This is a genomic window from Flavobacterium sp. (assembly GCF_039930565.1).
GTDB lineage: Bacteria > Bacteroidota > Bacteroidia > Flavobacteriales > Flavobacteriaceae > Flavobacterium.
Genome location: NZ_JBDTTP010000051.1, coordinates 18,517 through 32,245, shown reverse-complemented (window position 1 = coordinate 32,245; position 13,729 = coordinate 18,517). Strand labels below are relative to the sequence as shown.

Sequence of the window (13,729 nt, the reverse complement as noted above, 5' to 3'; positions counted from 1 at the left end):
AAGGTTTTGGCGGAATGCGTGTTAAAAATGACCAGCTTCATTTTTCTCCAAAAATTCCAAAAGAATGGAAAGGGTATTCGTTTAAAATAAACTTTAGAAATCAAATTATAACAGTAGCTGTAAATCATGAGGAAACGACTTTTACTGTAGATGGTGATGAGGATTTAACGATTATAGTAAATGAAAAACCGATAATAGCCGCAAAATTGGCAACAGCTTAAATCATAAACATTAATTTTCACTGATTATCAATAAATTATGAATTTAAACACATAGAAACATAGTTTATTTTTCTAAAAAAGAGTAAAATAAATGACAAATAATTTTCACATAGCTATGTGTTTTGTAGAAAGTGAAACGCCTTTTTGAGCTATCCCAATCTATGTTTCTATGTGTTAAAAAAAACAGCATTAATTTTAGTGCTAATTAGTAAAATCAGTGTTCCACTTTTAAAAACTTATTACAATGAAAAAATTATTTTTTACAAGCTTAATTTTGTTTGCCTTTAGCACTTTAGCGGAAGCACAACAATTAAAATCACCCGAAGGAAAGTTCGCAATGGAATTTTCGCTTCAAAACGACGGAACTCCAACTTACACTTTAAAATACAAAAACAAAGAAGTTGTAAAAACCAGTAAATTAGGTTTGGAACTTAAAGATGACAAAAAATCTTTATTGAATGATTTTACGGTTGTTGACAGCAAAACATCAACTTTTGACGAAACCTGGAAGCCGGTTTGGGGAGAAGTAGACAACATTAGAAATCATTATAATGAATTGGCTGTAACATTAAATCAAAAAGGAACCGACAGACAAATCATAATTCGTTTCCGTTTATTCGATGACGGACTTGGATTTAGATATGAATTCCCGGCTCAAAAGAACCTGACTTATTTTATTATAAAAGAAGAAAGAACACAATTTGCTATGGCGGGCGACCACACGGCTTTTTGGATTCCGGGCGATTATGATACGCAGGAATACGATTACACCAAATCGAAATTATCTGAAATAAGAGGTTTATCTGAAAAAGCATATACTGCAAACGTTTCACAAAAGAACTTTTCTCCAACAGGAGTTCAGACTTCATTGATGTTAAAAACGAATGACGGAATCTACATCAACATACACGAAGCTGCTTTGATCAACTATTCTTGTATGCACTTGAATTTAGATGACAAAAACATGACGTTTACCTCTTGGTTAACACCGGATGCAAAAGGCGATAAAGGTTATATGCAGGCGCCAAGTCACTCGCCATGGAGAACCATTATGGTAAGTGATGACGCAAGAGAAATCTTAGCTTCAAAAATGACTTATAACTTAAACGACCCATCGAAAATTGATGATACTTCGTGGATCAAACCAGTAAAATACATTGGTGTTTGGTGGGAAATGATAACAGGAAAAAGTTCCTGGTCGTACACAAACGATTTCCCAACAGTACAATTGGGTGTTTCTGATTTCTCCAAAGCAAAGCCAAACGGAACTCACGGAGCCAACAATGCAAACATAAAAAAATATATCGATTTTGCTGCTGCAAATGGTTTCGACGCAGTTTTGGTTGAAGGCTGGAACGAAGGCTGGGAGGACTGGTTTGGACATTCAAAAGATTATGTTTTTGATTTCGTAACGCCTTATCCGGATTTTGATGTAAAAGGTTTGCACGAATACGCAAAATCTAAGCGAATCAAAATTATCATGCACCACGAAACTTCTGGTTCTGTTCGTAACTACGAACGCCATATGGACAAAGCATACCAATTCATGAAAGACAACGGATACGATGCTGTAAAAAGCGGATATGTTGGCGATATTTTGCCTCGAGGCGAAAACCATTACGATCAATGGATTGTAAACCACTATCAACATGCAATTGAAAAAGCAGCTGATTATAAAATTATGGTAAACGCTCACGAAGCAGTCCGACCAACCGGAATTGCAAGAACGTATCCTAACTTAATTGGAAACGAAGCGGCAAGAGGAACAGAATACCAGGCTTTTGGAGGTTCTAAACCAAATCACGTAACGGTTTTACCTTTTACACGTTTAATAGGTGGCCCAATGGATTACACGCCTGGAATCTTCGAAATGGATATCAGCAAATTGAATCCTGGAAACACTTCGCATGTAAACAGTACAATCTGTAATCAATTGGCTCTGTACGTTACGATGTACAGTCCGTTGCAAATGGCGGCTGATACTCCGGAGAATTATAACCGTTTTCCGGATGCATTTCAGTTTATTAAAGATGTGGCCGTAGATTGGTCAGAAAGTAAATACATCGAAGCTGAGCCAGGCGATTTTATTACCGTTGCGCGTAAAGCAAAAGGAACAAATAATTGGTTTGTTGGAAATGTAAACGGAGACAATTCCCGTACATCAAACATCGATTTTAGTTTCCTTGAAAAAGGCAAAAAATACACAGCTACTATTTATGCTGATGCAAAAGACGCGCATTACAAAACAAATCCGCAAGCGTATACCATCAGAAAAATTGCTGTAACCAATAAATCAAAATTATCACAGTTATCTGCTCCGGGCGGAGGTTATGCGATTAGCATTATCGAAACTAAGTAATTTTTTCAAAGACAAGTAATTTTCCCCAGAATTGCTTGTCTTTTTTTTTTACTTGATTATATTTTGATTGTAATTTAAAATTCTATAAATATGAAATGCTGTTCAACAATCGTCTTTTTAAGTGTATTACTTTTAAGTTGCACTAAAAAAGAGAAAGCTTTCGATTCATTTGATTATTCATACAGTGATACATTTAGTGAATCATATTCTATAAAATTTAATCACTCTGATACTGCTTATATTCATTATCATTGGATTGGAAGAAATATCGATGATACTATTTCTGTTCCAAAAGAAAAAATAACTTATTATGCGATTTTAAATTCTGAAGAAAGATTAAAACTCTTTGACTATGTAGAAAAAGTAAATCTTTTTAAATATAAATCTGAATATTTTGAAAATTATTTAGATGGAAGTTCTTATGGAATAAGCATCCAGAAAAATTCTAAAAGCAAAACAATATTGGTTCATAGTCATCAAGAACCAAAAGAACTCGATTCACTTTCAAATTGGATAAACAATCTTAAACAAAAACTGAAACTGAAAGAAATTCAAAAAAATATAAATTTTGAAAGCAGAAAAGGAGTTTTACCACCGCCTCCTCCGCCTCCAATCAAAAAATATTAAAAATTAATTCTTTAAGAATTTAAAATACAAACTATGAAAAACCACAAAACACATATTATAAACTATTCTATATATAAATCAATCCTAATGCTCTTGTTGTTTTCCGCTTCCGCGAAAGCGCAAATCCAAAAAACAGAACCTCCATTTTGGTACGCGGGAATGAAAAATCCGGAGTTGCAGATCATGTTCTACGGAAAAAATATTGCAGAATATGAAGCATCTGTATCAAATAATGTGGTAATAAAAAATATAGAAAAAACAGAAAACCCAAATTATCTTTTCATTACAATTGATACACAAAATCTAAAAGCTTCTGAATTGGTTTTCTCTTTTAAAACCAAAAACAAAGTCGCTTTTACGCAGAAATATTCCCTTAAAGAAAGAAGAGCCAATTCGCCAGACCGAAAAAGTTATGATGCATCGGATATGATATACTTAATCATGCCGGATCGTTTTGCTAACGGAAATACTAAAAACGATAGTGATGCCATTTTAACAGAAAAAGGAAACCGAGCAGAACCAGATGGACGTCACGGCGGTGATATTGAAGGAATTATAAAAAAATTAGATTATATTTCGTCTCTTGGTGCAACTACAATCTGGAGTACGCCTCTATGCCAGGACAATGACGCGCGACATTCGTATCACGGTTACGGGCAATCTGATGTTTACAAAATAGATGCCCGTTACGGAACTAATGAAGATTACGTTCGGCTGTCTTCAGAATTGCATAAAAAAAACATGAAACTGGTGATGGATTATGTAACCAATCACTGGGGAATCACACATTGGATGATTCAGGATTTACCAACAAAATCATGGATCAATCAATTCGAAAATTACACACAAACGCATCACCGACGTGAAGTTATAACTGATATTCACGCTTCCAAATTAGATCAGGAAGTTTGTGTTGACGGATGGTTTGTACCTTCAATGCCGGATTTGAATTTACAAAATCCGTTAGTTGCAAAATACTTAACTCAAAATGCTATTTGGTGGATCGAATATGCTAATCTGGACGGTTTCAGAGTCGATACTTACAATTATTCTGATGCAACTGCAATGGCCAATTGGGCAAAAGCAATTACAACTGAATATCCTAATTTTAATATCGTTGGAGAAATCTGGATGCACAATCAGGCGAATTTAGCATATTGGCAAAAGGACAGTAAAATTGGCGCAATCGAAAACTACAATTCGAATTTACCAAGCGTAATGGATTTCACTTTGCACAATCAAATTGGTTCAGCATTTAATGACGACGAAGCGAATTGGGATAACGGAATGATTAAATTCTACAACAATTTTGCTATGGATTATTTATATCCAAACACCAATAATATTTTGATTTTTGCCGAAAATCACGATACAGATCGTATCAACGATAAGTACAAATATGATTTCACGAAATACAAAATGGTTATGACTTTACTGGCCACAGTTCGCGGGATTCCACAATTGTATTACGGTTCAGAAATTGGAATGGGTGGTGACAAAAGTAAAAACGGCGATGCGGGTATTCGTCAGGATTTTCCGGGAGGATGGATCGGCGACAAAAATAATGCTTTTATTAGCGCAGGAAGAACGGCTGAACAGACGAAATATTTTGATTTTACTTCTAAATTATTCACTTGGAGAAAATCTAATGAAGCCGTTCATTCAGGTAAAATGACACATTATATTCCAGAGAACAATACGTATGTTTATTTCAGATATACCGATGCTAAAACCGTAATGGTAGTTTTCAATAATAATGCAAAAGTGCAAATAGTTAAAACCAATCGTTTTAAAGAAAACATCAAAAACTTTACATCAGGAAAAGAGGTTCTGACCGGAAAATCTTTTGATCTTTCTTCTGAAATAACTGTAGAACCAAAATCGGCTTTGGTTTTAGAGTTGGAATAATTTTATTTAACCGCAGAGGACACAAAGTTTTACCCGAGGCTGACAAAGATTTTAGCCACAGATTATAATAGATTAACAGAATTTTTAATTTGTGTTAATTTGTGTAATTTGTGGCTAACTTTTTTAATAATCGAGTAGCGCACTTTGCGTAAAACTTTGCGACCTTTGCGGTAAAACTCACAAAGATGCTGAAAATAGCACATCGCGGCGCCAAAGGTTACGAACCCGAAAATACGCTTCAGGCTTTTCAAAAAGCATTAGACTTAAATGCTGATGGAATTGAACTTGACGTTCACCTAAGCGCCGATGGTCATGTTATTGTTATTCACGATGAAACCATTGACAAAATGACCAACGGAAAAGGGTTTGTAAATACCTTATCTTTGCTTGAATTAAAATCCTTTTTGATTGATGGAAAGCATGAAATTCCAACTTTAAACGAAGTTTTTGATTTGGTAGACAAAAAATGTTTTATCAATATCGAATTGAAAAATGCACCAACTTTGGGAATGGTCATTCTTTTAATTGAAGAATATGTGACGAAAAAAAAGTGGAGCTACGATCATTTTATTGTTTCGAGTTTCGACTGGATTGCTCTGCAGGAAGTTCACAATTTAAATTCCCATATTCCAATTGGCATTTTGACGGAAACTGATCTTAATCTGGCTTTGGCTTTCGCCGAAACTATAAAAGCAAAAGCAATTCATCCCTATTATCATTTATTAAATTCGGAAAATACCAAGGTAATGCAGGAAAAAGGATTTTTGGTTTTACCCTGGACAGTAAATATTGAAGAAGATATTCAAAAAATAAAAAGCTATAACGTAAACGGAATCATTACTGATTTTCCAGATAAAATATGAGTCAAAATTTCGATATAATTATTGTGGGCGGAGGCGCTGCAGGATTTTTTACAGCGATAAATATCGCAGAGAAAAATTCGAAACTTAAAATTGCCATTTTAGAAAGAGGAAAAGAAGTCCTTTCTAAAGTCCGCGTTTCCGGTGGCGGAAGATGCAACGTAACCCATGCCTGTTTTGAACCCAATGAACTAATAAAATTTTATCCGCGTGGCGAAAAAGAGCTTCGTGGTCCTTTTCATCAGTTTTGTTCCGGAGATACGATTGAATGGTTCGAAAAACATGGCGTCGAATTAAAAATTGAAGATGATGGCAGAATGTTTCCGGTTTCTAATTCATCTCAAACGATTATCGATTGTTTTTTAGAAGCAACGGGAAAATTAGGCGTAAAAGTTTTGACCGGACAAAGTGTACAATCAATTTACAAAGCCGAAAATCATTGGAAAATTGATACACAAGACGAAAAATATACTACAGAAAAATTAGTTTTGGCAACAGGAAGCAATCCTAAAATCTGGGAAATGCTTCAATCGCAAGGTCACGCCATTGTGAGTCCTGTTCCTTCGCTATTTACTTTTAATATTAAGGATCCCAGAATCAAAGAATTACCCGGAGTTGCAGCTCAGGTTACCGTTAACGTAAAAGACACCAAACTCGAATCGACCGGGCCTTTGTTGATCACGCATTGGGGAATGAGCGGTCCCGCCATTTTAAAAATTTCTGCCTGGGGAGCGAGAACTTTATTCGACAAAAATTATCAGTTTACCATTTTTGTCAACTGGCTGAATGACGTTGATACCGAAGATGCCGAAAAAATACTGAAAGATTTAAAACAGGAACATGCCAAAAAAGCGGTTTCTAAAAAATCACCTTTTGACTTTCCGAATCGTTTGTGGGAAAGTTTAGTTTTGGCTTCAAATATTGAATCTGAAACAAAATGGGCCGATTTATCTAAAATCCAGTTACAGAATCTAACTTCACAACTCACAAAAGCAAGCTTTCAGGTAAACGGAAAAAGCACTTTTAAAGAAGAATTCGTAACTGCAGGCGGAATCGATTTAAAAGAAATCAATTTCAAAACCATGGAAAGTAAACTACATCAAAATCTTTATTTTGCCGGTGAAATTGTCAATATTGATGCCATTACGGGAGGTTTTAACTTTCAGAATGCCTGGACCAGTGGGTTTATTGTTGCGAATGCTTTGTAAATATTTTTAGAAATAAAGCTTTATAACAAAAGGGATACTTCTGCTGTTTTGTACAGAGGTATCCCTTTTGTATAATAAAATATTCGTTTACCAGATTCTAACTCTTTTTTCGGGAGCCAGATATAAAGAATCTGTCGGTTTTACATTGAAGGCTTTATAAAACTCCGGAATATTTCTTACGACGCCATTAACTCTAAATTTTGGTGGCGAATGTGGATCACTTGCTATTTGATTCCTTAAACTCTCTTCCCGAATTTTATCCAGCCAGCCTTGAGCCCAACCAATAAACAAGCGTTGTTCACCTGTAAAACCATCTAATACTGGAGAAGGTTTCCCATTAAGACTTGTTTTATACGCTTTTAACGCAATAGATAATCCTCCTAAATCACCAATATTTTCACCTTGAGTAAATTCTCCGTTAACATTTAGGTCAGGAAAAACTTTGAATTCATTATACTGTGCAACTAAAGCTTTTGTACGTAGTTTAAAAGCAACTAAATCTTTTGGTGTCCACCAATTTCGCATCAAACCATCGCCATCAAAAGTACTACCCTGATCATCAAAACCATGTCCTATTTCATGTCCTATTACAGCTCCAATTCCTCCATAATTAACAGCATCTTCGACATTTGAATCAAAGAAAGGGGCTTGTAAAATTGCTGCTGGAAAAACAATTTCATTTTGAGCAGGATTGTAGTATGCATTTACCGTCTGTGGCGTCATTCCCCATTCTTTTCTGTCAACAGGTTTCCCTAGTTTGTTAATTTGCCTGTTGTATTCAAATTCGGTTGCTCTTTTTATATTACCGTAAAGATCTCCTTTAATAACTTTTAATTTTGAATAATCCCTCCATTGGTCAGGATATCCAACTTTTATAGTAAACTTGGAAACTTTTTCCAACGCTTGTTTTTTAGTCGCAGGACTCATCCACTCAAGCTTTTTAATACTTTCTTCATATGCTTTAAGCAAATTTTTAACTAAAATAGTTACGTGTTCTTTTGATTCTGGTGAAAAATGTTTTTCGACATATACTTTCCCTACTATTTCGCCAAGGTTATCGTTAACTGCCTGAACACCTTTCCTCCATAAGGGCTTTTGTTTTTGAATACCATACATAACTTTACCATAAAACTCAAAATCTTCATCGAGTATAGCAGTACTTAATGATTGGGCATCTCCATGAATGGCACTCCATTTTAAATAGGCTTTCCATGTTTCTAAAGGCGTTGTTTTTATGATAGTATTCAGTGATTTAATGTATTCAACCTGAGTAATGGTAATGTTTTTTTGATTTATAATTCCAGCACTTTCAAACATAGAATTCCAATCAAAATCAGGCATAAGTTTTTTTAAATCTTTTATGGAATACTTGTTATACAGTTTTGAATAGTCACGAGTTAACTCTTTTTTCATGTGATTTGAAGCCATCAGAGTTTCCAAAGCCATAATTTGTGTGGCAAGTTGAGTTGAGTTTTCAACATTACCCAGTTCGAGCATTTTAGCTATATGAACTACATATTTCGAACGAATTTCTTTTGACTTGGGATCCTCAAGAAAATAATATTCCCTTTCAGGCAGACCAAGTCCGCCCTGCCATGTGTAAAGCATATACTGAGTAGGATCTTTAAAGTCTTCTACAACTCCCATTTGAAAAGGGATAATCTTTCCTGATTTATTAGCATTCCCAAAATATTTAGCTAAATCAGAATAATTGGCAATTGCATCTATTTTTTTGAATTCGGGAAGCAGAGGATTAATTCCTTTTTCATCTCTGGTTTTAATATTCATAAAAGCTTCATAAAAATCTCCTATTTTTTGTTCATCAGAACCATTAGCAAAACTCCCTTTCGAAGAGTTTTCGATAATTGCTTTTACATCTTCCTGCGCTTTGTCATTTATAATCTGACCAATTCCAATACCTGCCTTATCTGCTGGAATTTTATTGTTTTTCATCCAATTTCCATTGACATAAGCATCAAAATTATCTCCAGGTTTAACTAATGTATCCATGTTTTTTAAGATAACACCAGAAGTTAAGGTTTCCTTTTTATCACATGAGACTATCATTAACATGAAGGTCAGCAAAAATGAGCATTTAAATTGAACTGATTTGATTTTCATAATTTTAGAGTTTTTTACTGCATAAATTTAACAAAAAATACACATTATTTTAAAAATCACACAAACAATAATTATTTATGACCTGTTTAAGTACTGTTTTAATAAGTCCATTTCTGTAAAGTAATCATAAAATATTTTTTCAGAAGCCAAAATTAAACGTAATTGCATTGAGTTTATAATTGCTAACATCAGTTTTGAAAAACTTAGAACAAAATTAAAGGATAGTTTTAGAAAGTATAAATATCTATTATTAAAAAAATTTAAACAGGTTAGATGAAATATAAAGGAATTATTTTTGATTTAGACGGAACATTAGTAAACTCGTTAGAAGATATTGCAGATTCCATGAACAAGGTGCTTCAGGATCTTAATTACCCTACTCATTCGTATGATGTATTCCAATATTTTATCGGTAGCGGCTTACGAAATACTGTCGCCAAAGCATTGCCAGCATACAACAATACTGATGAGCAAATTGAAATCTGTTTCGAAAGTATGGTAAAAGGATATAGTGAATCCTGCACGCTAAAAACAAAACCATATGAAGGGATTATTGAATTATTAGACAATTTGGTTTCCCGAAATATCAAATTAGCAGTTTTCTCCAATAAAGCCGATGAATTGACCAAGAAAATAACGGCAGAAATATTTCCTGATTATTTTGATGCTTCTGTTGGTTTGACTGTTGAATCGCTTAAGAAACCAAATCCTTTTAAAGCATTAGCTTTAAGTGAAAGCTGGAATTTAAAACCCGAAGAAATTATTTTCATAGGAGATTCTGAAATTGATATGCAAACGGCAGTTAATGCCAATATGTTTCCGGTTGGAGTTACATGGGGTTATAGAACAGAGGGAGAATTGAACGCCAGCGGTGCAAAATTGGTGATACATAATCCTTTGCAGTTAATTCAGGCATTATAACTATTCAATTAAAAACTCTATTATTAACATCACTTTACACATTCCATAAGTTTTCATTAAGACATTTCTAATAATTTTACTCTCAACAAATTAATCGTTTATGAGAGTAAAATTACTTACTACAATTTCTTTTTTTACCTGTCAGTTAAGCATTTCTCAATCAGAAAAACTGCTTCATGGAAAAGTTTTTTCTCAAAACTCTGTTCTTAAAGGTGTAGAAGTCATAAATAAAACTGCCAAAACCAGTACGAGAACAAATGATTTGGGAGAATTTTCGATCCAGGTTAGTGTAAAAGACAGTTTGTTGTTTTTTTCTAAGGGTTATTTTTTTAGCAGATTAAAAATTACCAAAGAAAATATCGAAACAAATAATCTGGTTGTCAATATGATTCTCAAACCCGAAGAATTAGACGAAGTTGTTATTACCAAAATCAAATTTGAAAAAGTTAAATATGATCCGGAAGCTGTTGCAAAAATCAACATTGGAAAACAGGCAAACGATTTAACACAATTTATACCTGGCTACAAGGATGGTACAATTAGAAATCCAATATCAATTGTAATTCCTCTTGGTGGCAGCAGAAAAAAAGACAAAAATGAATATGTATCCGATTTTAAAAAGTTTATAGTGCCAACATGTCCTCCTGAATTTTTTACAAAAGACTTAAAATTAAAACCTGATCAAAAAGAGCTTTTTATTGAATTTTGCGATACCGATCCAAAATCTAAAATGCTTCTTGAATATCCTAACATTTTAGCTACAATGGATTTTTTGTATGGAAAAAATGAAGAGTTTAAGAAGTTGAAATAGATTTTTTCAACTTTCTCCATTTTATGAAAAACACAGTTACAGCAATTAATAAAATTACTATTATTCCAGATAGAACAATTAAACTTGTTTCAATTTGATATACATAAAATGAATTCACATTTTTTTTATTTTCTCTTAAAGCTCTCAGCTGAGAGCCAAAAATCTGAGATCTTTCCCGATAATAATCAACTTCGTGTTGAGCGCTATTGATCATTCTTCCTACAATCAAATCATCGTCGTAACCATAAGCTCGGGCAGTTCTGTAAGTTGCGAGCGCACTATTATTTTCTCCTTTTAACTCTGCAAGATTTCCAAGTTCAAAAAGTAGAACGGAAATGACCTTGTCTTTTGGCTCTATAAATGACATTCGTTCATTTACCTGAAAGTAAACAGATTGAGTCAACTCATCAATTTCTTTTTTAGACAATCGTGTTTTAGGTTCATTGGAAGTTCCAAAATCTGTATCAATTAAAAACTGACCGGGAATATTTTTTAAATTTTTGATTTTGGCTTCTAATATTCTTAAATGAAGCCATTCAGATCCTTTATGAGATTCTGGGTTAATTGCAATAGATTTTTTAATCCAAGTATACGCTTTTTGATTTTCGCCCATCAATTCATAAAGCGTTCCAAGATTTGAAGCAGTCGAATATCTGTTAGGTTCAATTTTCTCAATATGCAGATATAAATTTAAAGCTTCAGTATATTTTCTTTGAATAATTAGAAGATATCCTTTATCAGATAAATAGTCCAGATCATTTGTTTTTTTGTATAAACTATCAAGTTCAATTATTAATCTTGGAAAATCACCCGTAAAAAAGTTATGACCTTGAGGATTTATTCCATCATGATCGATATATGCATGACTTCCATTTTTTAGAATCTTAGTCTCACCATTCAAACAAGCGAAAGTCTTAAATGAAATTAAAACTAAAACAACTAAAAAAGCCTTGAATTTATTCATAAAGTGAACGCATTAATTAAACTTGAAACAAAAATTTACTTATTCAACCACCAAATGCTAGCATTCAAAATCGCTGCAAATCCAACCCAAACCATATATGGAATCAAAAGATATCCGGCAGTTTTATTGATTTTAATGAATTTTAAATACGTCTCATAAATCATCAGCCATAAAATAGCAATTTCGATTAAGGCCAGCATCGGATTGTTTAGTCCGAAGAATAAATACGACCAGATTGCATTTAACGCTAACTGAATCAAAAAGAAACCCAATGCTTTTTTAACTTCTGCATTTTGTTCTTTTATATTGTTCCAAACCAATCCTGCAGCAATTCCCATTAATATAAAAAGCAAGGTCCAAACCGGCATAAAAACCCAATTGGGCGGATTAAAAACTGGCTTTGCAATAGTGGGGTACCAGGTTTCTACACCGGATTTGGTAACGGCTGACGAGGAATATCCAACTGTTAGGCAAACTATTATGGCTATAGCGATTCGGGTTATTTTGTTCATTTTATTTTTTTTTAAGTCATAAAGATAAACATTTTTATAGCCTTCAAAAGTGTAAAAGGTATAAACCAAAAAAAAGTATCTTTGCCAAAATTTTATATTTCATGTTTACAGTAACTGACTTTATTCCTAAAAAATATACTTCGATTATCGAAACCGGAAATTTTGAGTGGAGCGCTCCCAGCAATATTGCCTTAGTTAAATATTGGGGAAAAAAAGACAATCAAATTCCGGCCAATCCTTCGGTAAGTTTTACGCTTAATAATTGCAAAACGATTACTAAATTGGGTTTTGAAAAAAAAGAAAATTCAGGTTCTTTTTCTTTCGATTTACTTTTTGAAGGAAAGCCAAAAGAAGATTTCAAGCCGAAAATTCAGAAGTTCTTCGAACGAATAGAAGTTTATATGCCTTTTTTGAAAGAGTATCATTTTACAATTGATACTCAGAATACATTTCCGCATAGTTCAGGAATTGCTTCTTCGGCTTCGGGAATGGCAGCTTTGGCAATGAATTTCATGAGTCTGGAAAAAGTGTTAAACCCTGAAATGACAGACGATTATTTTTACCAAAAAGCATCCTTTTTAGCGCGTTTAGGTTCAGGAAGTGCCTGCAGAAGCGTGAAAGGAAATGTTGTAGTCTGGGGAAAACAGAATAATATAAAAGGAAGCACGGATTTATTTGGAGTTGAATTTCCATATACCATTCATGAAAATTTCGAGAATTATCAGGATACCATTTTATTAGTAGATAAAGGAGAAAAACAGGTTTCAAGTACCATTGGACACGATTTGATGCACAATCATCCGTATGCCGAAAGACGTTTTTCTCAGGCACACGAAAATCTGGACCATTTAATTGCCATTTTTGAAAGTGGAAATATAGAAGAATTTATCAAAGTTGTCGAGAGTGAAGCCTTGACTTTGCATGCGATGATGATGACTTCGATGCCGTATTTTATTTTGATGAAACCCAATACATTGCAAATCATCAATACCATTTGGAAATTCAGAAACGAAACCAAAATTCCCGTTTGTTTTACACTGGATGCAGGAGCTAATGTACACGTTTTGTATCCAAATAATGTAACAGACAAAGTATTACAATTTATTAAGAACGAATTAGTTGGCTATTGTCAAAATGGTCAGTACATTTGTGACGAAATTGGGGCAGGAAGCCAATTGATAATTGATAATTGATAATTGTCAATTAATTACTAACTT

12 protein-coding genes are annotated in these 13,729 nt (G+C 33.6%); 9 read left to right on the top strand and 3 right to left on the bottom strand.

Translation table 11 applies throughout. The features are described 5' to 3' along the window. From ABI657_RS13100 to ABI657_RS13075, 6 genes are all read left to right on the top strand, one after another. A partial coding sequence (locus ABI657_RS13100; RefSeq protein WP_348097717.1) for a glycosyl hydrolase family 65 protein occupies positions 1–221 on the top strand: 221 nt, incomplete at its 5' end. Between the two features lie 244 nt (positions 222–465). After that, positions 466–2,580, top strand: coding sequence for a glycoside hydrolase family 97 protein (locus ABI657_RS13095; RefSeq protein WP_348097716.1), 2,115 nt, complete (start codon positions 466–468; stop codon positions 2,578–2,580). Positions 2,581–2,670: 90 nt separating this feature from the next. Continuing rightward, entirely contained in the window at positions 2,671–3,207 is a 537-nt protein-coding gene (locus ABI657_RS13090; protein WP_348097715.1) for a hypothetical protein, read from the top strand. 33 nt (positions 3,208–3,240) lie between these two features. Then, positions 3,241–5,115, top strand: a complete 1,875-nt coding sequence (locus tag ABI657_RS13085; RefSeq protein WP_348097714.1) for a glycoside hydrolase family 13 protein — start codon at positions 3,241–3,243, stop codon at positions 5,113–5,115. Positions 5,116–5,300: 185 nt separating this feature from the next. After that, on the top strand, positions 5,301–5,978 hold the full coding sequence (locus tag ABI657_RS13080; RefSeq protein WP_348097713.1) for a glycerophosphodiester phosphodiesterase family protein: 678 nt from the start codon (positions 5,301–5,303) through the stop codon (positions 5,976–5,978). Beyond that, the gene (locus ABI657_RS13075; protein WP_348097712.1) at positions 5,975–7,183 is read left to right on the top strand and encodes an NAD(P)/FAD-dependent oxidoreductase; all 1,209 of its coding nucleotides are present in this window, start codon (positions 5,975–5,977) and stop codon (positions 7,181–7,183) included. The genes ABI657_RS13080 and ABI657_RS13075 overlap by 4 nt, the downstream gene beginning before the upstream one ends. An 87-nt stretch (positions 7,184–7,270) precedes the next feature. Here the strand turns inward: ABI657_RS13075 and ABI657_RS13070 are convergent, their stop codons facing one another. Continuing rightward, positions 7,271–9,193 carry a M13 family metallopeptidase gene (locus tag ABI657_RS13070; protein ID WP_348097711.1) on the bottom strand — a complete coding sequence of 641 codons (1,923 nt, stop codon included), beginning with the start codon at positions 9,191–9,193 and terminating at the stop codon, positions 7,271–7,273. Between the two features lie 384 nt (positions 9,194–9,577). Here ABI657_RS13070 and ABI657_RS13065 point away from each other — a divergent pair, with 384 nt between their 5' ends. Both ABI657_RS13065 and ABI657_RS13060 read left to right on the top strand, forming a co-directional pair. Further along, a complete protein-coding gene (locus ABI657_RS13065; protein WP_348097710.1) occupies positions 9,578–10,225 on the top strand; it encodes an HAD family hydrolase in 648 nt (215 codons plus the stop codon). Positions 10,226–10,325: 100 nt separating this feature from the next. Further along, a complete protein-coding gene (locus tag ABI657_RS13060; protein ID WP_348097709.1) occupies positions 10,326–11,036 on the top strand; it encodes a hypothetical protein in 711 nt (236 codons plus the stop codon). Here ABI657_RS13060 and ABI657_RS13055 read toward each other — a convergent pair. Next, complete coding sequence (locus ABI657_RS13055; protein ID WP_348097708.1) at positions 11,020–12,000, bottom strand: tetratricopeptide repeat protein; 981 nt, start codon at positions 11,998–12,000, stop codon at positions 11,020–11,022. The two genes, ABI657_RS13060 and ABI657_RS13055, sit on opposite strands and share 17 nt — an antisense overlap. Positions 12,001–12,035: 35 nt before the next feature. Then, positions 12,036–12,512, bottom strand: coding sequence for a TspO/MBR family protein (locus ABI657_RS13050; protein WP_348097707.1), 477 nt, complete (start codon positions 12,510–12,512; stop codon positions 12,036–12,038). Positions 12,513–12,613: 101 nt separating this feature from the next. Between ABI657_RS13050 and ABI657_RS13045 the strand changes: the two genes are divergently transcribed. Continuing rightward, the gene (locus ABI657_RS13045; RefSeq protein WP_348097706.1) at positions 12,614–13,705 is read left to right on the top strand and encodes a diphosphomevalonate decarboxylase; all 1,092 of its coding nucleotides are present in this window, start codon (positions 12,614–12,616) and stop codon (positions 13,703–13,705) included. The last annotated feature ends 24 nt before the right edge of the window (positions 13,706–13,729 follow it).

Excerpts from the sequence above, each read along its gene's own strand:
- ABI657_RS13045 (WP_348097706.1), top strand. The coding sequence starts at position 12,614 with ATGTTTACAGTAACTGACTTTATTCCTAAAAAATATACTTCGATTATC.
- ABI657_RS13070 (WP_348097711.1), bottom strand. The coding sequence starts at position 9,193 with ATGGATACATTAGTTAAACCTGGAGATAATTTTGATGCTTATGTCAAT.
- ABI657_RS13055 (WP_348097708.1), bottom strand. The coding sequence starts at position 12,000 with ATGAATAAATTCAAGGCTTTTTTAGTTGTTTTAGTTTTAATTTCATTT.
- ABI657_RS13095 (WP_348097716.1), top strand. The coding sequence starts at position 466 with ATGAAAAAATTATTTTTTACAAGCTTAATTTTGTTTGCCTTTAGCACT.
- ABI657_RS13090 (WP_348097715.1), top strand. The coding sequence starts at position 2,671 with ATGAAATGCTGTTCAACAATCGTCTTTTTAAGTGTATTACTTTTAAGT.
- ABI657_RS13085 (WP_348097714.1), top strand. The coding sequence starts at position 3,241 with ATGAAAAACCACAAAACACATATTATAAACTATTCTATATATAAATCA.
- ABI657_RS13060 (WP_348097709.1), top strand. The coding sequence starts at position 10,326 with ATGAGAGTAAAATTACTTACTACAATTTCTTTTTTTACCTGTCAGTTA.
- ABI657_RS13050 (WP_348097707.1), bottom strand. The coding sequence starts at position 12,512 with ATGAACAAAATAACCCGAATCGCTATAGCCATAATAGTTTGCCTAACA.
- ABI657_RS13065 (WP_348097710.1), top strand. The coding sequence starts at position 9,578 with ATGAAATATAAAGGAATTATTTTTGATTTAGACGGAACATTAGTAAAC.
- ABI657_RS13075 (WP_348097712.1), top strand. The coding sequence starts at position 5,975 with ATGAGTCAAAATTTCGATATAATTATTGTGGGCGGAGGCGCTGCAGGA.
- ABI657_RS13080 (WP_348097713.1), top strand. The coding sequence starts at position 5,301 with ATGCTGAAAATAGCACATCGCGGCGCCAAAGGTTACGAACCCGAAAAT.